This is a genomic window from Cupriavidus sp. SZY C1 (assembly GCF_032190535.1).
GTDB classification, from domain to species: Bacteria; Pseudomonadota; Gammaproteobacteria; order Burkholderiales; family Burkholderiaceae; genus Cupriavidus; species Cupriavidus pauculus_C.
This window is the reverse complement of sequence record NZ_JAUANU010000003.1, coordinates 198245-219326: the sequence shown is the minus strand read 5'-3', so window position 1 is coordinate 219326 and position 21082 is coordinate 198245. Positions and strand designations below refer to the sequence as shown.

General features: G+C 65.5%; 18 protein-coding genes. 7 read left to right on the top strand and 11 right to left on the bottom strand.

The genetic code is table 11. From position 1 onward, the window contains the following. Nucleotides 1–8 precede the first annotated feature (8 nt). Genes QTN24_RS07265 through QTN24_RS07255 form a run of 3 tightly spaced genes read left to right on the top strand, consistent with a single transcriptional unit; the run spans nucleotide 9 to nucleotide 3707 of the window. Nucleotides 9–2402, top strand: a complete 2394-nt coding sequence (locus tag QTN24_RS07265) for a DUF802 domain-containing protein (RefSeq protein ID WP_313836030.1) — start codon at nucleotides 9–11, stop codon at nucleotides 2400–2402. Further along, complete coding sequence (locus tag QTN24_RS07260; RefSeq protein WP_313836028.1) at nucleotides 2399–3046, top strand: OmpA family protein; 648 nt, start codon at nucleotides 2399–2401, stop codon at nucleotides 3044–3046. The genes QTN24_RS07265 and QTN24_RS07260 overlap by 4 nt, the downstream gene beginning before the upstream one ends. After that, nucleotides 3039–3707, top strand: coding sequence for a DUF2894 domain-containing protein (locus QTN24_RS07255; RefSeq protein ID WP_313836026.1), 669 nt, complete (start codon nucleotides 3039–3041; stop codon nucleotides 3705–3707). Before QTN24_RS07260 ends, QTN24_RS07255 begins: the two co-directional genes overlap by 8 nt. Before the next feature lie 30 nt (nucleotides 3708–3737). On the opposite strand, the gene QTN24_RS07250 is transcribed toward QTN24_RS07255, so the two are convergent. The 4 genes from QTN24_RS07250 to QTN24_RS07235 all read right to left on the bottom strand — a co-directional run bounded on the left by QTN24_RS07250 (nucleotide 3738) and on the right by QTN24_RS07235 (nucleotide 8563). Beyond that, nucleotides 3738–5018: a cytochrome c gene (locus QTN24_RS07250; protein WP_313836024.1), complete on the bottom strand. Its 1281-nt coding sequence runs from the start codon at nucleotides 5016–5018 to the stop codon at nucleotides 3738–3740. 11 nt (nucleotides 5019–5029) lie between these two features. Next, nucleotides 5030–6799 (bottom strand): GMC family oxidoreductase, encoded by a 1770-nt coding sequence (locus tag QTN24_RS07245; protein WP_313836022.1) that lies wholly within the window; start codon nucleotides 6797–6799, stop codon nucleotides 5030–5032. Between the two features lie 125 nt (nucleotides 6800–6924). Further along, the gene (locus tag QTN24_RS07240; protein ID WP_313836020.1) at nucleotides 6925–7632 is read right to left on the bottom strand and encodes a gluconate 2-dehydrogenase subunit 3 family protein; all 708 of its coding nucleotides are present in this window, start codon (nucleotides 7630–7632) and stop codon (nucleotides 6925–6927) included. A gap of 199 nt (nucleotides 7633–7831) precedes the next feature. After that, nucleotides 7832–8563, bottom strand: coding sequence for a GntR family transcriptional regulator (locus QTN24_RS07235; protein ID WP_313836018.1), 732 nt, complete (start codon nucleotides 8561–8563; stop codon nucleotides 7832–7834). Between the two features lie 192 nt (nucleotides 8564–8755). Here QTN24_RS07235 and QTN24_RS07230 point away from each other — a divergent pair, with 192 nt between their 5' ends. The 4 genes from QTN24_RS07230 (at nucleotide 8756) to QTN24_RS07215 (ending at nucleotide 13069) form a co-directional block, all read left to right on the top strand. Then, nucleotides 8756–10054: an MFS transporter gene (locus QTN24_RS07230; RefSeq protein ID WP_313836016.1), complete on the top strand. Its 1299-nt coding sequence runs from the start codon at nucleotides 8756–8758 to the stop codon at nucleotides 10052–10054. A gap of 85 nt (nucleotides 10055–10139) precedes the next feature. After that, nucleotides 10140–10868, top strand: coding sequence for an aspartate/glutamate racemase family protein (locus QTN24_RS07225; protein ID WP_313836014.1), 729 nt, complete (start codon nucleotides 10140–10142; stop codon nucleotides 10866–10868). Between the two features lie 26 nt (nucleotides 10869–10894). Next, nucleotides 10895–12313 carry a dihydropyrimidinase gene (gene hydA, locus QTN24_RS07220; protein ID WP_313836382.1) on the top strand — a complete coding sequence of 473 codons (1419 nt, stop codon included), beginning with the start codon at nucleotides 10895–10897 and terminating at the stop codon, nucleotides 12311–12313. Nucleotides 12314–12331: 18 nt separating this feature from the next. After that, on the top strand, nucleotides 12332–13069 hold the full coding sequence (locus tag QTN24_RS07215; RefSeq protein ID WP_313836012.1) for an aspartate/glutamate racemase family protein: 738 nt from the start codon (nucleotides 12332–12334) through the stop codon (nucleotides 13067–13069). A 23-nt stretch (nucleotides 13070–13092) separates the two neighbouring features. Here QTN24_RS07215 and QTN24_RS07210 read toward each other — a convergent pair whose 3' ends face one another. The 7 genes from QTN24_RS07210 to QTN24_RS07180 all read right to left on the bottom strand — a co-directional run bounded on the left by QTN24_RS07210 (nucleotide 13093) and on the right by QTN24_RS07180 (nucleotide 20957). Beyond that, nucleotides 13093–13347: a translation initiation factor 1 gene (locus QTN24_RS07210; RefSeq protein WP_124686421.1), complete on the bottom strand. Its 255-nt coding sequence runs from the start codon at nucleotides 13345–13347 to the stop codon at nucleotides 13093–13095. Between the two features lie 28 nt (nucleotides 13348–13375). Next, nucleotides 13376–13630, bottom strand: a complete 255-nt coding sequence (locus QTN24_RS07205; RefSeq protein WP_253700211.1) for an isochorismatase — start codon at nucleotides 13628–13630, stop codon at nucleotides 13376–13378. Nucleotides 13631–14051: 421 nt separating this feature from the next. Beyond that, the gene (locus tag QTN24_RS07200) at nucleotides 14052–14336 is read right to left on the bottom strand and encodes a hypothetical protein (RefSeq protein WP_124686419.1); all 285 of its coding nucleotides are present in this window, start codon (nucleotides 14334–14336) and stop codon (nucleotides 14052–14054) included. A gap of 334 nt (nucleotides 14337–14670) precedes the next feature. Continuing rightward, the gene (locus QTN24_RS07195) at nucleotides 14671–17109 is read right to left on the bottom strand and encodes a transposase family protein (RefSeq protein ID WP_144198220.1); all 2439 of its coding nucleotides are present in this window, start codon (nucleotides 17107–17109) and stop codon (nucleotides 14671–14673) included. Continuing rightward, nucleotides 17099–17836: a hypothetical protein gene (locus tag QTN24_RS07190; RefSeq protein ID WP_144198219.1), complete on the bottom strand. Its 738-nt coding sequence runs from the start codon at nucleotides 17834–17836 to the stop codon at nucleotides 17099–17101. The genes QTN24_RS07195 and QTN24_RS07190 overlap by 11 nt, the downstream gene beginning before the upstream one ends. 67 nt (nucleotides 17837–17903) lie before the next feature. After that, complete coding sequence (locus QTN24_RS07185) at nucleotides 17904–19415, bottom strand: TnsD family Tn7-like transposition protein (RefSeq protein WP_144198218.1); 1512 nt, start codon at nucleotides 19413–19415, stop codon at nucleotides 17904–17906. A 39-nt stretch (nucleotides 19416–19454) separates the two neighbouring features. Next, on the bottom strand, nucleotides 19455–20957 hold the full coding sequence (locus tag QTN24_RS07180) for a hypothetical protein (RefSeq protein ID WP_144198217.1): 1503 nt from the start codon (nucleotides 20955–20957) through the stop codon (nucleotides 19455–19457). Nucleotides 20958–21082 lie beyond the last annotated feature (125 nt).

Below are 21082 nucleotides of genomic sequence, written 5' to 3'. Positions count from 1 at the left end.
CGACCGACATGAACAGACACCTCACCTCCCTCGCCGCCCCCGTCGTCTTTCTGGCCGGCCTTGCCGTCGTCGGCTGGGTTGGCGCCGGCTACGCGGGCACGAATGCGCTGGCGCTGGCCGTCACGCTGCTGATCGGCGGCTTCTATGTCGGCGGCGCGCTGGAACTGCATCGCTACCGGCAGGCCACGCCGACGCTGACGGCCGCCATCGCCGCGCTCTCGACGCCGCCGGCCAGCCTTGGGGCATGGCTGGACCGCCTGCACCCGAGCCTGCGCAACGCGGTGCGCCTGCGCGTGGAAGGCGAGCGCGTGGCGCTGCCCGGCCCGGCCATGACGCCTTACCTGGTCGGGCTGCTGGTGCTGCTGGGCATGCTCGGCACGTTCCTCGGCATGGTCGGTACGCTGCGCAGCACCGGCGTGGCGCTCGAAGGCGCCGCCGACCTGCAGGCCATCCGCGCGTCGCTGGCGGCGCCGGTCAAGGGGCTGGGCTTTGCGTTCGGCACGTCGGTGGCGGGCGTGGCCACGTCGGCCATGCTCGGGCTGCTGTCGACGATGGCGCGCCGCGAGCGCGTGCAGGCGGCGCAACTGCTCGACGAACAGCTTGTCACCACGCTGCGCGGGTTCTCGCGCCATCACCAGCACGACGCGGTGTTCGCGCTGCTGCAACGGCAGGCCGAGCTGATGCCGGCCCTGGTCGACCGGCTCGACACGATGGCGACCACGCTGGCCAGCCAGCACGCGGCGCTGGGCCAGCGGCTGGCGGACGGCCAGGACGCGTTCCACGCCCGCACCGACGCCGCCTACGCGCGGCTGGCCGAGACCGTCGGCGCGTCGCTCAAGGACGGCATTGCCGACAGCGCACGGGCAGCCAGCGCCGCGATCCAGCCCGCCGTCGATACGACCATGGCCGGCCTCGCCCGCGAGGCATCCGCGCTGCGCGACGCGATCACGCAGACCGTGCAGCAGCATCTGGACGGCACCGCCGCCCGCTTCGAATCCACCACGGCCGCCGTGGCCGATACCTGGCGCGCGTCCCTGGCCGACCATCGGCAGGCCAATGGCGCGCTCGCGGCCGACCTGCGCGCGACGCTGGACGGCTTCGGCGAGACCTTCGCGCAGCGCTCGGCGGCGCTGGTCGATGGCATCGGCGCCCGCCTGGACACGGCCACGGCCGACGCGGCGCGCACCTGGGATGCGGCGCTGTCGCGGCTGGCCGATACCGGCACCTCGCTGGCCAGCGCCAACCGCGCGGCCATGACCGACGCATCGGCGGCGTTCTCGCAGCACGCCGCCGCCTTTGCCGCGCAGGCCACCGACTTCGCGGGCACGGTTCGCCAGTCCCATGCCGACCTCCACGCGCAACTGGCCGCGCAAGAGACGGCTCGCCAGTCGACGCTGGACAGCCGCGACGCGGCCCGTCTTGCGGCGTGGCAAGAGACGCTGGCCGCCATGGCGAGCACGATGCGCGAGCAATGGCAGGCCGCCAGCGCGCAATCGGCCGCCGACCAGCAGGCCGTGCGCGACGCGCTGTCGCAAAGCGCCCGCGACATCGCCACGCACGCGCAGGCCCATGCCACGGGCACGCTGGCCGAGATCGACCGCCTGCTGCAGGCTGCCGCATCGCTGCAGGCCGATCTGGCCGCGCGCGATGCCCAGCGCCTGACGGCCTGGCAGGACACGCTGGCCACCATGGCCGCCACGATGCGCGACGAATGGCAGGCCGCGAGCACGGCGTCGGCCGGGCAGCAGCGCGCGCTCCATGACGCGCTGGCCGACACCGCGCGCGAAATCGCCACGCAGACGCAGCAGCAGGCCAGCGACACGATTGCCGAGGTCGCCCGCCTGGCGCAGATCGCCACCGAAGCGCCCAAGGCGGCCGCCGAGGTCATCGCCGAACTGCGCCAGAAACTGACCGACGGCATGGCGCGCGACAACGCCATGCTGGAAGAACGCGGCCGGCTGCTGGAAACGCTCGGCACGCTGCTGGACGCCGTGAACCATGCGTCGACCGAGCAGCGCGCGGCGGTGGACGGGCTGGTCACCACCACGGCCGACCTGCTGGACCGGGTGGGCACGCGCTTCACCGAGCAGGTGGCGCAGGAAACCGGCAAGCTCGACGGCATCGCCGCCCGCATCACGGGCAGCGCGGTGGAAGTGGCAAGCCTGGGCGAAGCCTTCGGCATGGCGGTGCAGATGTTCAGCGCGTCGAACGACAAGCTGGCCGAGCACCTGGCGCGCATCGAGGCCGCGCTCGACAAGTCGATGGCGCGCAGCGACGAGCAACTGGCCTACTACGTGGCCCAGGCGCGCGAGGTGGTGGACCTGAGCATGCTGTCGCAGAAGCAGATCCTGGAAAACCTGCAGCAGTTCGCCGCCCGGCAGGCTGGCGCCGAAGCCGCATGACGGACGATCACGACGCCGGCGTGGAGACCACCGTCCCGGCCTGGGCGGTGTTTGGCGACCTGATGTCGGTCATGCTCGGCGCCTTCGTACTGGTGCTGCTGGGCGTGATTGGCGTGCAGATGGAGCTGTCGGCCCGGCTGGAAAAGGAAGTGAAGCAGCGGCAGGAAGAACTGCAGCGGCGCCAGACGCTGGAGCAGGCGCTGGCCGGGCCGCTGGCGGCGGGCCGCGTCACGCTCAAGGACGGCCGGATCGGCATCAGCGGCAACGTGCTGTTCGCGGTGAACTCCGACCAGTTGCAGCCAGAGGGCCAGGCGCTGCTCAAAAGCCTGGCGGCGCCGCTGTCGGCCTACCTAGGTGCGCGCGATGAAATTCTGATGGTCAGCGGCTTTACCGACGACCGGCAGGTGCGCGAAGGCAACCGCCGCTTTGCCGACAACCTGGAGCTGTCGGCGCAGCGCGCGCTGACCGTGACGCGCGCGCTGATCGATGCGGGCGTGCCGCCGGCGTCGATCTTCTCCGCCGCGTTTGGGGCGCAGCAGCCGGTGGCGCCCAATGCCACCGAAGAAAGCCGCGCCAAGAATCGGCGCGTGGAAATCGCGCCGGTGCCGCGCGTGTCGGCCGGGGGCCAGAAGCCGCATGCATGAGGACGCCCAGCCCGATCCGCGCGCCCGGCTGGACGCCTGGCGGCTGTCCGGCGCCGACCGCGCGGACCCGGTGCGCTTCTGCCTGATCGACGCCATGGCGCGACGCGCGGCTGGCTTCGACGGCGAAGCACGGCGGTTGCTCGACGCGCGGCTGGCGGCGCTGGTGGCGGCTTACGCGGAGGCGATCGAGCGCGACGCGGCCGGCGAAGCTTCCGTATGCGAGGCATCGCCCTCGCCCGCGGGCGCGCTGGCGGACCTCGCGGCGCTGACGGCGCGGCTGGCGCGCGGCGCGGATGTCGACGCCTGCCCGCCCGCTGCATCGCCAACGGCGCCTACGTCGCCGACCCCGTCGAACACCCTCCCCCGCCGCGCGGCCGCAGAGCCGGCGCTGGCCGACTACTTCCGCGACACCTGGGCGCGTGTCAGCGTCGAGCGGCAACTGCGCCAGTCGCAGGCGCACGTGCCCGACAACGCCGGGCCGCTGAACACCAACCATCTGGTGCACCGCGCGCTGTCGCTGATGCGCGAGGTCTCGCCCGGCTATCTCGAACAGTTCCTGTCGTACGTCGATGCGCTGTCCTGGCTGGAAGGCATGCATGCCATCCCGCTGGTGCCCGAGCGCAAGGCCCGGACCCGGGGCGGCAAGGCCGGCAACGGCTGAACGCGCCGCCGGCCTGCGCTGGCCGGGCGCTCAGTGCGCCGGCGTCAGCGACGTGCGCACGGCCTTCACATTGCGCTCGGTGACGGGCGCCGCGTGGTTGCTCCATCCCTGCCGCAGGAACGTGGCCAGCTCGGCCACTTCGGCATCGTTCATCCGATGGGCAAAACCCGGCATCACCAGGATCGACGGCGCCTTGGCCGTGGACGGCGTGCGCGCGCCGGCCAGGATCACGTTGACGAGCGCGGTCGGACTGTCGGCGTTGACGACGGTGGCGCCGTCCACGCGCGGGAACACGCGCTCGGCGCCCTTGCCCGTCACGAAGTGGCAGGCCGCGCAGTTGTCGAGATACAGCCGCTCGCCCAGCGTCAGGTTCCTGGCCGCGGTCAGCTTGCGGATCGTGGCGTCGGCGCCCTGCGGCTTCACGGCGGCGGACGCGGCCGGCACCGGCGGCAGGCTCTTCAGGTAGGCCGCAATCGCGGACAGGTCCGCCGGACGCATGTGCGACGTGCTGTGCTCGACCACGGCCGTCATCTCGCCCGCCACGGCCGCCGTGCGGTTGCGGCCGGTCAGCAGGTAGTCGACGATGTCCTGGTCGGTCCAGTGCGGCATGCCGCGCAGCGACGGCACGGGCCATCCGTTCAGATCGCCGCCGGCCAGGTACTGCGCGTCAGCGCTGGAATCGGCCTTCTCGTTCATGGCGATACCGCGCGGCGTGTGGCAACTGCTGCAGTGGCCCAGCCCTTCCACCAGGTAGGCGCCGAGCTTGACCTGGTCGGTCCAGGCCGGGCGCGGCTGGAACGGCTTGTCCGACGTGAACACGTAGTTCCACACCGCCATGCCCCAGCGCAGGTTGAACGGAAAGTCCATGCTGGTCTGGGGCGGCTGCGCGCTGCTGGGCGCCACGCCTTCCATGAAGAATGCGTAGAGCGCGTGGATGTCCGCGTCCGTCACCTTGCGGTAGTTCGGGTACGGCATGGCCGGGTACAGGTGCTGGCCATCGGCGCGCACGCCCTTGCGCACCGCATCGGCAAACTGCTTCTCGGTGTACTGGCCGATGCCATGCTGGCGGTCGGGCGTGATGTTGGTGGCGTAGATGATGCCGTGGCCGCTGTCGATGGGCAGGCCGCCGCTGTACGCGGGCTTGCCCGGCGCGCTGTGGCAGGCCATGCAGTCGCCCACGCGGGCCAGGTAGGCGCCGCGCTGGATCAGGGCCGGGTCCGAGGCGGCCAGCGCCGACGACGCCGCGCCTAACGTGGCGGCCATGGCCGCGGCGGTCGCGGCGGCATTGAAGAGGGTACGGAAAAGGGTCATGGTCGTCTCGGTCAGGCTTGCACCAGCGGTCCCGGGTTCTTGAGGTACTGCTTCTTGATGGCGTCCGCGGCCATCAGCGTGATAGCGCCGATCGTGGCGGTGGGATTGGCCTGGAAGTTCTGCGGGAACGCGTTGCCGCCGGGCACGAAGACGTTGTGGACGTCCCACGACTGCAGGTAGCGGTTCAGCGCCGAGTCGCGCGGTGACGTGCCCATGATCGCGCCGCCCACGTTGTGGGTCGACACGTACTTGGTGATGTCCCAGTGCGAATCCAGCGCCAGGAAGCTCTCCGACATCACGTCGGGCTTCATCTCCTTTGCAATCTTCAGCACGATCTCGCGCAGGTAGCGCTGGAGCTTCAGCTCGTTCTCGCGCCAGTCGAACGTCATGCGCAGCAGCGGCTGGCCCCACGGGTCCTTGTAGCGCGGGTCCAGGTCCAGGTAGTGGCCGCGGTACGACATGCACGTGGTCGTGATGCTGATCTTCATCGAGCGGCCGTACCAGTCCACCATGCCCTCCTTCCAGCCCTTGCCCCAGCCTGGCGTGCCGGGCGGCAGCGCGGTGCCGATGGGCGCGCCGGTGGCCTGCGAGCTATGGATCTTGGCGCCGCCGATGAAGCCCAGCGACGGGCCGTCGAAGTTGCCGGGCGAGATGTCGTTGAACATCTCGCCCGTGGCGCCGGCCGTGGCGAACGGGTTGAAGTGCTTGTCCTTGAAGAACAGCGTGGCGCCGCCGTTGCTCAGGAACGCGTAGTTGCGGCCCACCGTGCCGGTTTCGGACACCGGGTCGTACGGCTTGCCGATGCCCGACAGCAGCATCAGCCGCACGTTGGCGAACTGGAAGCTCGACAGCACGACGATCTTTGCCGGCTGGAACACCTCCTTGCCGTGCTCGTCGATGTAGGTCACGCCGCGCGCGGTCTTGCGGTCCTTGTGCAGGTCCACGCGGATCACGTTGGCGTTCACGCGGTACGAGAAGTTCGGCATGCGCTTGACCACATCCAGCACGGTGGTCTGCGGCGACGCCTTCGAGTAGTTCAGGCACGGGTACTTGCTGCAGTAGCCGCAGTAGTTGCACGGCGCGAGCTGGGCGCCGTACGGGTTGGTCCAGGCCCGCGACACGTTGGCCGACGGATTCGGGAACGGGTGGTAGCCCAGCTTGCGCGCCGTCTCCGCGAACATCGAACAGTTCAGCGTGTCTTCCAGCGCGGGCAGCGGATACGGGTTCGAGCGCGGGCCTTCGAACGGGTCGCCGCCGGGCTGGATCTGGCCGCGCAGGTTGCCGGTGTTGCCGGACAGGCCGCAGACCTTGTCGAAGAAGTCGTAGTACGGCTCGATCTCGTCCCACGTGAACGGAAAGTCCTTGATGCGCATGTCGGCGTCGAGCGTGCCGCGCCGGTACGCCTGGTCGGCGTAGGTCTTGAGCTTGATGTCGGTGGGCGTCGGGCGGATCAGCACGCCGGTCCAGTGCAGGCCCGACCCGCCCACGCCGGTGCCGGGCGCGAAGGCGCCCCACTTGCGCGTGGGCAGCGCGGTCTCGTCCTGCTTGTAGCGCACGGTCAGCGCGGCATCTCGCGGCGTGGCAAAGACCTTGTTGCGCGTGGCGTAGCCGTACTGGTCGGCGGGCTTCGGGTAGGCAAAGTCCTCCGGTGGCCGGTCCGGGCCGCGCTCTAGCGCGCGCACCTTGAGGCCGGCCTGGGCCAGTTCGATGGCCATCAGCGAACCGGCCCATCCAAGGCCGACGATGACGACGTCGACGTCGTCGTTGGTGATCTGGGGCATATGACGTGCTTGTGCTGGGCGTGAAGCGGGCCACGGCGCGGCCGGGCGCGCTTCACGCGGAAATTGGGAAAGACAGTGGCCGAGCGGCCGGACGGACGGCTGGCGCGCTCAGGTGGCTCAGGCGCTCAGGCCCGCTTGCCGCTCAGGCTGACGGGGCCCAGCGGATAGGGGACGTTGTGCTGGTCCACCCATTCGATGTACTGGGCGCGCGCGCCGGGGAAGCCAATGGCGACCCAGGCCTTCATGTCCTTGTTGCCGCCGTACATCGGATCGGCCAGGTAGCCGTTCTTGGTATCGCCAAGCAGTTGCGAGAAGAACTGCGACGCCTTGAGGCTGCTCTCGCCCAGCGCGGTGAAGTCGATGGTGTCTTTCTGCAGCGCGGTCAGCAGCGCGTCCTGGTCGGCGCTCGACAGGCGGTGGAACGGCTGGCCGTGGCGAGCCGTGGCCGCCTGCTGCACCAGCGCGATGCCGCGCCGGTAGACGTCCTGCGGCGCGTACGGCAGCTGGAAGCCCAGCGTTTTGGGCGCGGCCACGTTGTGCGGGCCCTGCAGGTAGATGTCGTCGCCCAGGCCGCCCTTGAGCTGCTGGTCGATGAAGACGGGGACATTGGTTTCCAGCGCGCCCGGCCCCTTCCCTTCGGCCGGGATCAGGCGGTCGCAGGCGGCCAGGATGAACTGCCACTCGGGCGCGCTGAAGAAGACGGGCTGGTAGTGCTGCAGATGCACGTCCTCCAGGCCCTTGGCGCGGAGATCGTGAAGCGGAATGGTGGCGACCGGCACGGCAACCGCGGTCGCCTTCAGGAAGGCACGACGTGAGAACGGGGGCGTAGACATGTGAGGTCCGAGGTTATCAGGCGTTGTCCCCACGCGGATCTCTGTTTGGCGCCGCTACCGACGCCCCGGACCCGTCTCACGCTGGAAAAGGTCGGTCATCGTACATCCAAATTGTTATGGAATGCAATGATTTGATTACTAATGAATTGTGCAAGGGACGGGACAATGGCGGCTGCCTCGTCCGACGGACCTCGGACCGTCAGGATTCCCGGCCGTGGCGCACGTGGGTGGCGCGTCCGCCGGGCTCGGCCAGGCTCTGTTCGACCACGCGCAGCACTTCCCTTGCGGTGTTTTCCGAATGCGCGCGGAGGATGGATGCCAGACGCGGCCGCCCCGGCTCGCGTAGCGCCGCCATGATGGCGTCGTGCTCTTCGTGAGACTCCTGCCACCGCAACTGGTCGGCGTTGGCGGCACCACGGGCGCGGTGCACCTTGCTCATCAGCGTTGCATAGATCCCCGACAGCACGGCGTTGCCGACGCTGTCGACGATCATCTGGTGGATTTCCTGGTTGATGCGGAAGTAGTCGGTACGCTTGCCGGCCGCATGGGCGTCGATCATGGCCTGGTGCTTGCGCTCGATTCTTGCCAGCGCAGCATCGCCCAGCCGATTGGCGACCAGTTCGCCCGCATGCGCCTCCAGGCCGTGCAGCGTTTCGAAGGTCTGCCGCAGTTCGTCCAGGTCCAGCGGCGCCACGCGATAGCCGATGTACTGCCGGTGCAGCACCAGCCCTTCGGCCACCAGCACCTTCAGCGCCTCGCGCAATGGCGTCTTCGAAACGTCGAAGGCGTCGCACAGCGATTTCTCGTCGATGCGGGCCCCGGGAGGCAACTCGCCCTCCTGGATCATCGTGCGCAGACGCGCCGCAATCTCGGCGGCCATGCCCAGCGTGCGCAGGCGGGCGGTTTTGGGTAACGCTTGTGTCACGGACATCACCAGAACGGGGAATCTGCACCAGACGGAAGACTATCACACCGAATTGGTGCTTACCCTATATCTATATTTTTCAACAAGTTAGCAGCGTTGTAATTACCGATTACGTATCCTATACTCGCTCCAGTTGCGCGACACCCTGACACGAAACATTCAGACAACACAGTACCCAGGAGCAAGGAGACCCCCGTCATGCCACCCACCAGTCAGGCCGCCACGATGACCCCTGCACGCAGCGGCGTCCGTTGGAAGATCTTCCTGATGATGCTGTTCCTCATCGCCATCAACTACATCGACCGCGCGTCGCTGTCCGTGGCCATGCCACTGATCGCCAAGGAGTTCGACCTCAGCCCCGCGATGCAGGGGCTGATCCTGAGTTCGTTCTTCTGGACCTATGCCCTCATGCAGGTGCCGGGGGGCATGCTGGCCGACAAATACAAGCCGCGCATCGTGATTGCGTCCGCCACGGTGTTCTGGGGCGCGTTCCAGGCGCTGGCCGCGGTGTGCACCAATGCCACGTCCCTGCTGCTGACCCGCCTGGGCCTGGGCGCCGCCGAAGCGCCGATCTACCCGGCGGGCGGCAAGCTCAATGCCATCTGGATGACCCAGAACGAACGCGGCCGCGGCGCGACGCTGCTGGACGGCGGCGCCCCGTTGGGCGCGGCACTGGGCGCCATCATCATTACGTGGCTGATTGCCGCACTCGGGTCGTGGCGCCTGGCCTTCGTGGTGGCCGGCGTGGGTACCGTCATCGCCGGAGCCATGGCATGGTGGTACATCCGCAACTCGCCGCGCGAGCATGCGGGCGTCAACGAGCTGGAAGCGCGCTACATCGAGGAAGCCCAGGCCAATGAAAACCGTGCCGAGCCGGCAAACCTGTCGGGCCGCTCGCTCGATTTCTTCAAGTACCGCTCGGTCTGGTGCATGGCCATCGGCTGGATGTGCTTCAACACCGTGTTCTACGGGCTGCTGACCTGGATGCCGAACTACCTGAACAAGGTGCATGGCTTCGATATCAAGGCCATGGGCGGCGCCAGCTTCATCATCTTCTTCTGCGGCTTCATCGGCGAGCTGATTGGCGGCTGGATTGCCGACAAGTGGAAGGAAGCGGGCGGGCGGCCGAACGTGGTGATGCGCACGCTGTTCGGCATTGCCGCCGTGGTCGCCACGGTCTCGATCTTCTCCGTGGCCTATGTGACGAACCCTGTCGTAGTGGTGGCCCTGCTCTCCTCCACGCTGTTCTTCCTGCGCTGGTGCGGCCTGTTCTGGTGCATCCCGTCGATCCTGGGCACCCGCAACAAGATCGGCTTCCTGGGCGGCGTGATGAACCTGGGCGGCAACATCGGCGGCATCACCGTGCCGATCATCGTCGGGATGATCGTGCAGTTCACGGGCTCGTACTTCCTCGCCCTGATGTTCTTTGCTGCCGCTGGCGTGGGGCTGCTGCTGGCATCCACGGCCATCGACTACGAGAAGAAGCTTCCGGTCTGATTCAGCGACCACCCCGAACAACAAGACCCACACCAACTTGAGGCACTGCGCCCAGACAGTGCCCGACAACTCCTGAGAACCCACCATGAGCAAGAAAACCCGTCTCGGCATGCTGACGCCGTCGTCCAACACCGCGCTGGAGCCCATTACCAGTGCGATGGTCAGCGGCCTGCCCGGCGTCAGCGCGCATTTCTCGCGCTTCACGGTCACCGAGATTTCGCTGAGCAACCAGGCACTGGGCCAGTTCGACCTGGAGAAGATCCTGGCGGCGGCCCGGCTGCTGGCCGACGCCCGCGTCGATGTCATCGCCTGGAACGGCACCTCGTCGGGCTGGCTCGGCTTCGATCGAGACCAGGCGCTGTGCCGGCAGATCACGGAAGCCACGGGCATCCCGGCCACCACCTCGGTGCTGGCGCTCAACGAGATCCTGGAGATCACGGGCGCGCGCCGCTTCGGGCTGGCCACGCCGTACCTGGCCGACGTGCAGGAACGCATCGTGGCCAACTACCAGCGCAGCGGCTTCGATTGTTCGGCCGAACGCCACCTGGGGCTCCAGGTGAACTACAGCTTTGCCGAAGTCGAGGAAGACACCATTCGCCGGATGGTGCGCGAACTTGCCGCGGAAAACGTGCAGGCCATCACCACGTTCTGCACGAACCTGCACGCGGCCCACCTGGCCGAGGAGCTGGAGGCCGAGACCGGCATCCCGCTCTACGACACGATCTCCACGGTCGTCTGGAGCTCGCTGCGCCTGGCCGGTGTCGACACCCGCGACGTGAAGGGCTGGGGCCGCCTGTTCCAGGAAGTCCAGTAAGCGCGAAGCACCGGAGAGTGATGACCATGACTGCAGACAACAATCTCGACCTCGTGATCCGCAATGCGGACGTGGTCACCGCTTCCGATCGCTTCCGCTGCGACATCGGCGTACGCGGCGGCAAGATCGTTTCACTTGGCCACGGCTTGCCCGCCGCGCGGCAGGAAGTCGACGCCACCGGCCTGCTGGCCCTGCCCGGCGGCGTTGACGGCCACTGCCACCTGGACCAGCCCATGCCCGAAGGCATGCGCATGGCCGACGACTTTTTCACCGGCACCCGGGCGGCCGTGTGCGGGGGGACGACCACCGTCATCCCTTTCGCGGCGCAGGAAAAGGGACAGTCCCTGAAAGCCGCGGTGGCCGATTACCACCATCGCGCGGAAGGCCGCGCCGTGATCGACTACGCGTTTCACCTGATCGTCGCCGACGCCACGCCCACGGTACTGCGCGAGGAATTGCCCGCGCTCATCCGCCAGGGCTACAGCTCGTTCAAGGTGTACATGACCTACGACGACCTGAAGCTGTCCGACCGTGAAATGCTGGAAGTCCTGGCCGTGGCCCGCGAGAATCAGGCGCTGGTGATGGTGCATGCCGAGAACGCCGACTGCATCTCGTGGCTGACCGACAAGCTGACCGGCGAAGGCCGGCTGGCCCCGCGCTTCCACGGGCTTGCACGGCCGGCCGTGGTGGAACGCGAAGCCACCCATCGTGCCATCTCGTTCGCCGAGCTGGTCGACGTGCCGATCCTGATCGTCCATGTGTCGGGAAAGGAAGCCATCGAGCAGATTCGCTGGGCGCAGGGCCGGGGACTGAAGATTCTGGCGGAGACCTGCCCGCAATACCTTTATCTCACTGCCGAGGACATGGGCCTGCCCGGTGACGATGGCTACGAAGGTGCCAAGTGCGTGTGCAGCCCGCCGCCGCGCGATCCCGAGAACCAGGCCGCCGTCTGGCGCGCGCTGGCAAACGGCGTGTTCAGCGTGTTCTCGTCGGATCACGCGCCCTTCAACTATGACGATCCGCAAGGCAAGAAGCTTGGCGGCGGCCCGCAACCGTTCGACCACATCCCCAACGGTGTGCCCGGCATCGAGACGCGGCTGCCGCTGCTGTTCGATGGCGTCCAGCGCGGCAAGCTGTCCCTGCACCAGTTCGTGGAGTTCACGTCATACCGGCCGGCAAGAATCTATGGCCTCTACCCGCGCAAGGGGACTATCGCCATCGGCGCCGACGCGGACATCGTGTTGTGGGATCCCGAGCGCAAAGTGCGCATCACCAACCGCAATCTGCACCATGCCGTCGACTACACGCCCTATGAAGGCACGGAAGTCACGGGCTGGCCCATGACCACGTTCTCGCGCGGCGAGATGATCGTGCGGGATGGCGAGTACCTGGAGCCCACCGCCGGACGCGGGCGGTTCCTGGAAGCAGGACAACCCGAGCTTTGACGCATGACAGTGGCAGCCATGAATATCCTGATCGTCAATCCCAATATCAGCGAATCCGTCAGCGACCTCATCTACGCGGAGGCAAAGCGCACGGCGTCGCCCGACACGCACCTGGCCATGGCCACTGCCAGCTTTGGCGTGGCCTATATCGAAACCCGATTCGAAGCCCTGGTGGGCGGCTACGCCACGGCGTGCGCAGCCGCCGAGCGCGCGGGCACCTTCGATGGGCTCATCGTCGCGGCATTTGGTGATCCGGGTCTTGCCGGCATCAAGGAACTGTTCGACGTGCCGGTCGTGGGCATGACCGAGGCCGCATTGGCCAGCGCCTGCCTGCTCGGCCAGCGCTTTTCCATCATCGCAATCTCCCATCGCATCGAGGCGTGGTACAGGGAGTGCGTGGCGGCCAACGGGCTCGCCTCCCGGCTGGCGAGCATCCGATCGTTGCAATCGCCGCTGCGCGACATCGGGAGTGTCCAGCAGGACCACACGCGTGCGCTCGAAGACATGAGCCTGCGGGCAGTCCGCGAAGATGGTGCCGACGTCATTATTGTCGCCGGTGCGCCGCTTGCGGGGCTGGCGCGCGCCCTGCAGGGCAAGATACCCGTGCCGGTGGTGGACGGGGTCAGCAGCGCGGTGCGCCATTGCGAATCGCTGCTGGCATTGCGCGCCGGTCACAGCCAGGAAGGCAGCTTTGCCAGGCCGCCAAGGAAGCCCAACAGCGGACTTCCTGCCGCGCTGGCGTCATTGCTGGCCTGACGGCGCGCGTGGCGCCAAGGCACCTAGATACTGAACTCCGGGCTGCCGAAGCGCGCCAGCAGCGACTCGATGAGCGCCATGTCCTGCGTGGTCGGCGTGCGGTCTTCCACGGCGCGCGACGGGCCGCAGTAGGTGGCCGTCACGTGGCGGCGCACCGTCAGCACGCCGGTTTCCGGCGGCGCCACGTCGACTCCGGGCCACGGGGTGCGGCGGTAGCTGCCGGCGATCCATCCGCCCGGGGTCAGGTGCAGTTCTTCCCATTCTTCGTTGTTCGACATGGCTGGTTCTCCTGTGGTGTTCGGGTGGTCAGGCAAGGCGGCCTGGCTCGGTGACGCGATGGTGTTGCTGCCGCATGCGCACGGCCACGCGCTCGCCGGCCTGGCGGGCCGCCTGCTTGGCTTTGGTTTCGGAGCGGTGCGTGGCGTGCCGCATCGACACGTTGGCGACGACATGCTCGGCGCCGTTGCGGTACTCCGAGATCATGTAGTTGGCAAACCAGACGCCCGGGGCTTGCTGGATGGGGTACACCGAAACGGTGAACGGGGTGATACCTGGATTCAAATTGTTCCTGTCTCTTTGGGGCACGCGATCGGGTGGCGTCATCGGGCACCACGCGGTTCGTGCGTGTGCGCTGGACGGCCGTCGGGAGCCATTGGAAAAAATCAGTGCCGCTCGCGCGCGTTGGCGGAGACGGAAGACTGGCGTGAGAGGGACCTGGCTTTCGCTGCCCGACGGCCAGAAATGGGCGCGTCAGTCGCGGAGCGGGCGTTGCCGCAGGTCAGATAGGGTTGTGGGCACTGTCACGGCGAAACAGCCGTGTGCCAGCCCGAGAGGCCGCGCATGCGCTTTTTCAGGACGATGTCTGGCGGCCGCACCTTGGCGCCGAGCGATATCGGCGCGTTGCAAGGCCGTGCATGATACCACCTATCGCGGTGCACGGCCGGCGGGCGCCCGTGGCGCCGCGCCCCGCCACGTGGCGCGATCACAATCCGCTGATCGACTTCCCGGGCACCAGGCCGGCCACGATGTCCTCGCCATGGCGCACGGCTGCACGCTTGGCCTGGCCCAGATCGTCCCATTGGATGTCGGGCACGGCGAAGACGCGGCCGTTCTCGGCGCCGGGCACTTCGCCCTCGCGGCAGATCACCACGGAAGCGCTGTAGGACCGGTCCGGCCGGCGCTCGTTCCATTCGCGCGGCGGGTCGTACTTGTACACCAGCGGGTAGATGTCGAAGCCGTTGATGTTTCCAGAAGGACGGGCGTCCATGGCAAATCTCCCGATGGGTGTGTAGTCGCCCCACTCTACGCCTGATTGCGGAGATACGGGGAGATATTCGCGCCAGTCGGGCAGATCGGGGGCAGAACCGGCCAGAAACCGACCGATGCGCCCCATTCCGGCCGCTACGGCCTACTGCGTCACCACCGCAATTGTGGCAATACAACAAAGATTGAGAAATTCGTACAACATAGATGGAGAATTCAAAAATACTCTGTGGATCAGCAACTTAGCGCACGATTGCTGCCCTCACCCACCGGATGTGCGTCGCATGTCGCTTTGGGCCCGATGACAATAATGTTTGAGAAAATGTCTAACATAGCCCTCAATCGTCGTCTGCGAGGTAGTCCTTAAGCGAACGACCCTTCGTCCGCCAAGTATTCTGTTCGGCGGGCACCGTCAACAGGGGCGAAGTGTCTGGAACGCCTGCGGCTGCGCTAGCGGCCTCATGGCGTCTTTGCTTCTCGTCCTGTTGCAAGGCCTTCCGGGCATCTCTATCGACCGGCGCCGGCCCGTGCCATGCCGCGAGCTGCGCATCCCTGATCTTCTCGAGCTCGTCCACCATCTCTGCGGGCAACTTTTTTGCCGGCTTCGGCTTCTGGCTGATTAGCTCTTTCAGTGCCTTCAGCCTGGCCGCCTCCTCGTCCCGGTTCCAGCCAGACTCGAATGCCTGAATCTCAATCCAATCTCGATTCGGGTTGCAGTGCTCGGCCGACTCCACAGTCGGCGCGAGACGCAACCAGTCCCCTTCGCCCCGCCGCCACCAGACTACATTCTTGTAGGGCTTGACATAGACCTCGATCTTGGCCGTTTTCGCGTCGATGCCGCGAGCGGCGAGGGACCCACCGTATTGCAGCAAGGCGCGGGCCCCTTCGTCCCCTTCTGGCACGCTGGAAGGACTCCCATAGGACAATTTTCCAACCGTAATCTTGCCGCCTTCCACGGTGCAATACCGGGGCTCGATGATCGACGCGAGCAGGTCGACGGGCCGTCGGACCAGCGCCGCATTGCCCCGACGCAGCATTTGATGTTCCGCCAGCAAGCGCGCCGGGATCGGCTCGACATGGGCCAAAAACATCCGCTCGTCCAGAACTGTCGGCTTCCGGCTCCGCTTCAGGTTCAACTTGTTGATCACCTCGATCACGACAATCTCAAGCGCTTTCGGCGTAATCAGGAGTATTTCTTTCGAGTCGCGCTTGCGCTGTTTGCGTTGTGCCGCCTGTTGGATGGACTTCACCGTGGCCACCCCGGGAGGCAGCGCCTTCAGTCGCTCCAGAATTTTGGCACGCAACAGCTCTCCCATGGGCCCGGCGGCACGCAAGGTTCCGTCGCTGCGCATCGCCTGCTTCACTCGCCCGATGCCCCCTTCGATGCCGCCCTTGTCCTGCGGGGCTCCAGCCCGGGTCAGACGTACATCGATCTTGATACCATCGACGGTCCAGTCCAGCATCTTGTGCGAAGCGCCAGGACCGCGGTCCATCACGATCTGGTCGAACTGCCCGTTGACAATGCCAGGATAGTCGGCGGGATCCAGCCCGAGCTGTCGCAGCCGCTCGTCATGCGGAGTCAGGATGTTGTACATCAAATATTGATAGTGCTCCCTGCTCTCCTCCCCGGCAGTGACTAGCCACCCCGCGTAAGCATTGCTCTTGCGGCAGATGCCAAGCATGATGGTCGCCGGCCCACAGTACCGGCAGTTTTCGGGCGTGACATCGTGTCTGTCATCATCGGCCACGACAAGACACGCCTCGGGGAGCAGCGTACCATCCAGATCCGCGGTGTCCAACACTCCAAAGGTGAGGGCTTTGCCGCTGCCGCCTCGGGCACCGTTCAGCGCACCAACGAGCGGCTTTAGGGTGGGATACTCGAGGAGGAGCAAGTCCCGGTGATAGATAAGCGCGCGTGGGCTGGGAATGGTCGCCTCATCAACGGGAATGCGGGTCCCATCTTCTAATTCTGTCAAATAGCAACAGTTCACATAGAAGTAATTCAGAAAGAAGCCCCGGTCGCGAACCCGTTTAGCTGCTTCGGCGTCGTACTCCTTGACGATCCCGTCAATCGCCTCCCGCAAACGCTTGATCCAGAAGGCATCGGCACGATTGGTGCGAGGACAGTTCGCGCGTCCCCGAAGAATCGGATCTTTATAAGGTCGTCCGGACTTCATTGCCTCCGCAAGCTGCCATTTTGGAAAGCCTCGCTTGCCACAGGCTTGTGTCCTCGGTCGCAACGCGTCGTAGGTTCCCCCGAAGCGGAGGTAGATCCCCAACACGCGTTCGACCTCATAGCGCTTCGTCTCTGAGTCCGCGATAAGCAGGTCAATCAGCTCATGTCGCCACAGGGGGTCGACATATAGGTCACCAAACCCGTGATCGCCAAGCAGCGACCAGTCAATATGTTCGCGCGACACCAGGCCCTTTATCTTTTTCCAGCGGGTCACCCAGTCGCCCTCCCTTTTCGGCGCCTTCTTTTTTTTCTGGCGAATCGCCGCCTGCGTCTTGGCGTCGTCGGTCAGCTCAATCGTTATCGGGGGAAATGGATCCGGTACGATTGCCACAGCCTCGTCGGGCAACCGTTGTAGCTCTTCATAGGTCTTGACCAGGAGTTGTTTGCCTAGGGAAAAACCCTTGTCGTCGAGGTCGAAAAATGCCATGATTTTTTTGTCCGGATCGGCGTGCACGAAGCGATAGCAGCGTGCCCCCGCGCCGGTCAGATCGCAGCGCACGGTGGACTTGAACGACTCGAAGGGAAAGGGTTCAAGCTTCATGATGCGGCACCTCCAGAATCAGGGATCGATACGGGTGCAGTTCATGCGCCGGATCGACACGCAGGTAGCCATACGCATGGGCCGTGCAAAACAGATTGGCAGCGTCGATAGCTGTGCAGCGAGCCACCTTTTCCATTTTTTCCAGGCACTGGTCCAGGGTCAGTTCTTCCTCCTGCCACGACGCGTAGTTCTCCAGCAGCAAGCCGGCGAACGCCTGGGCGGCCGCACGCAACGCCCGGATGTCGAGCCCGAGCAGCGTCTGGTAGCAGCGTGCGGCATTTTTCAGCGCGAGCGCCGATACCGATCGGTCCGCCACCAGTTCCACCGTGACGCCGCGCGACAGAAGCTGTGTCTGAACCCTTGTCATACGCGTTTCGTTGACAAAAACCGCATGCAGATGCGGCTGGCCCCGATTGGCGAGCAATTCGACCGTCAGCATGCAGTCCACCAACGGCGGGAGCGCACGCCCCAACTTTGCGAACGGGTTGACAACCGCGTAGTTGCCACGCGCCTCGACAAGATAGGGGTTGAGCTTCAGAAGCTGGTCAAGGGCCGTCAGCGAGACACCGGGCGACACATGTCGCTGCGTACCTGTCAGACTATTCGTGATCGCGACCGTCGAGAATCGACGCTTCCGGATATTGACGAACCGCCCGGGTACATATCGTGATCCCGTCAGATTGCCCAGCGCGTCGCGCTCGGGCATGATCAACTGCGGATCGGGCACGCAGTACTGCGGAAACAGTTCAAGACATAGACCTTCCACTTTGTCGACTCCGAGGGCGACTACACGATCATGCGTCTCCTTCGAGCGCGCGCTTGATGGCGGTGGCGATCAGAGGCGACGCCGAGCGCCAGCGCTCGAGCAAGTAAGGCGTGACCCCAAGCGCGCGGCACAGCCCCGCTTTCGAGCAGCGTCCCGTCCGAGAAGCCGCCGACAGCGTCCGGCCAGCCTGGCGCACCTGCTCGGCGATGGTTGCTGCGCTGCCGGCTGTAGGCAGAAGCGCCCGCCGCCACCCTTTTGCCGCCTCGGTCTTCTGGTGTTGCTGCAGCAGCCACGCCTTGTCGTTGGTGACAAGCCACCCATAGGCGCGCGGCTCGAGCTTGCGGATGGCACGTTGGGAGCCGCCGGGATGGCGCTGGCAAGCGCTCTGCCAGGCACGACGCGCTGCGGCGCGTCGCTCGGCGAAACGCGTCGCTACCGCGAGCGGCCGCAGTCCTGCATCAGCAATAAACTGGTGCACGGCCCGCGGCCTCATCCGGCAGAGCGTCGCGATTTGCAGATAGGTGCAGTGAGCGCGTAGCAGGCGTTCGATATCCGCCTTGCCATAGTGTTTGCGGCCGTCCACAGACAATGGCGTCACGCTGTAGCGCCCGGCCCACCCGCTTGTCTCTCGTTTAATGATCCGACCACGTCGCGGGTGTGCCGGCGCAGGCAACGGGCTGACCGCAGTCGAGCGCGCCGCCAGACGCAGCCAGCCCAGCAGCAGCACGAGCAGCAACGGCGCAATATAGCGTTCCCCGCTGCAGCGGACCCAGTGGAGGACGTTCTGTCCGAACAACGGGCGGTCGAACACGCCCTGCAGTGCCGGGGCATCGAGCGCGTGTTTGCAGAACGTGCGGAAGCTGCGACAGAACTGAGCCGTGGCATAGGTGCCGTTTTCCCGCAGGACGCCAGCCGCGGCGAGTTGTGCCTCGAACCCTATCGCCGCTTGTCCGCAATCCGCCCCGAGCTGGCACAGCATTACCGTGTCCCGCGCGAATTGCGATTGCGCCGGGCCGGCCTCGCGCACGCACTCGGCCGGATAGTTGGGTTCGGGGCCAGAGGCCATCGGGACGAGTTGAACGCCATGACGCCAGCAGGCCCGCACCATCGGTGCACGATGCGGCCAGAAGATGGCGCGCGTGCCATACTCATGCCATGCTGCGGGCTCGCACACGGGGCAAACCAGATTGCCCGGATAGGTCGCGATCATCCACGGCGCGCGACCCGATGGTCGGATAACGCCCTGTCCCGTCTTAACGCGCTGCCGGAACGCCTCGCGCATTGGCGGCATCATTTGGAACGTGCAATAGTTGGTGAGCGTACGCTGCGCCAAAATGTCGTCGGCAGTCCCGAAGAATCCGGACGCGAAGGCGGCCAATTGTGCCAACGCAACGGTGACGGTGCCATAGGCGAGATCGGCATCTCGTTCGAATCCTCCATATCGGATATACGGCAGGCTGCCTATTACATGCGTGGCGAGGCTCGATGCGGCTTCGAAGGGATCATGGGGCAAAGCAACACCAATACTGTCCAATAGCACGGCAGTTCTCCTTCGCGTCCGGCGCTTAGCCCTCGGCCCTTATAGCGACAAGAACCGAGCCTCCAACGAGGGCGGCACGAGGATGTTATTCGCATGGAACAAAGGACGGACCGCCCTTGCAAATTCTGGACTAGAGAGAATCCAAAAACGACAAAAAGCATTCGACATTCCCGCTTCGTCGAGGACCGCTTGATACCGGAGCGGTAAGACTTGACCTGCACCGGCCAGCACCTCCACGGCGCGTTTTAGACGGGCGACAACGCGGCGTTGTTGTTCAGGCAGGCGGTAGACGCCGCGCAGTCTAGTCTTTCTCGGGGCATAGAAAGAGTTCGACAACAGCCAGTCTCGGTCATGCGCCATGAGCCAGACATACGCGCGCGGTTCCGCCGATGCCACAATGCCCACCGCCACTCTGCCATGCTTCAGGTAAGCACTTTTCCATGCCGCGCGTGCAGTACGCCGCAAGAACAGAACTCTAGCCCGACGCACCTCCGCTTGGCGCCCAGACTGGTAGACGCGCTGATTGACGGTACTGAGTTTCATCCCCTTGATCGCCCCCACCGCAGTTCCGCTATATCCCTTTAAGCGGAGTGCAACAGCATCAAGACACTCAGGTTGCTTCAGCGTCGGTTCGTCAAATGCACTCCAGGCGTGCGCCGGCGAGGATGGGCTTCTCGCGTAACTCGGATTCGGCAGGGACGCAACCGCCATCGGGCTTACTTGGCGCAGGAATCGGAGAAAGATCGCCAGCAAGACAGGTTGTATATAACCGTAGCACTGCGTCAGAAATCGTACGATGCGATGTATGGTATAAGGCCCCATACCGATTTGGTGCAGCATCGGGCTACGAACGTTCTTCCGCACATGGGCTTGAAAGCTTTCTATCAATTTCGCTCTGCAAAAACTACCATTTCCGTACTTGAAACCCGCATTGCGAACACGCTCGTTGATGTTGGCTATGGCGCATTCGATGTCCTGGCCCCATTCGCACAGTGCGACGATGTCGCACGCGAATTCGACCTCTTCTTTTGAAGCTATTTTCACGTTGCGCACTGCCATGCCGTAGTCAGTCGCACCATGAAACTCAGCGAGTAGCACCCCATGCTTCCAACAGGCGTCAACCAAGGCCGCTTGGTGTGGCCAAAGAAGTGCCACGGTGCCGAAGTCTTGCAGCGCTTCTTGTTCGCACAAGGGGCAAACCATCGGCGGACGATAGTCGCTAATAACCGTTCCGTCGCCTGTATGGCAACTGACAGTGCCATCGATAGCGCGACGCCTCAGGCGCTCGAACCGAACTGGCGCCATGGAAAATCGGCAATAGTTTAGAAGAGTACGCGTATTTACGAGTTCCCCGACATCACCATAGAAGCCATCGCCTAAGGCTGCGAGCTTGTTCAGCGGCCACGATATCGTTCCGTGCGCGAGCCTTGCACGGCGCTCGTTGTTTGCCAAAGGCGGAAGCATGCCGAACATCTCATTGGCAAGGCTGCTCGCCATCTCGAATGGATGGCGCGGCAGTAGTGGGGCAATCAATTCCAACATGATCGGCTCCTGGTCAAAAGTGAAATCGGCGCGTCGCAAGGGCGCGCGGCATCGGAAGACCTATCGGTTCCGGGTCAGCCGGCGGGCAGCCGCCGCAGCGACAACTGCCCATGACCGACATCCTC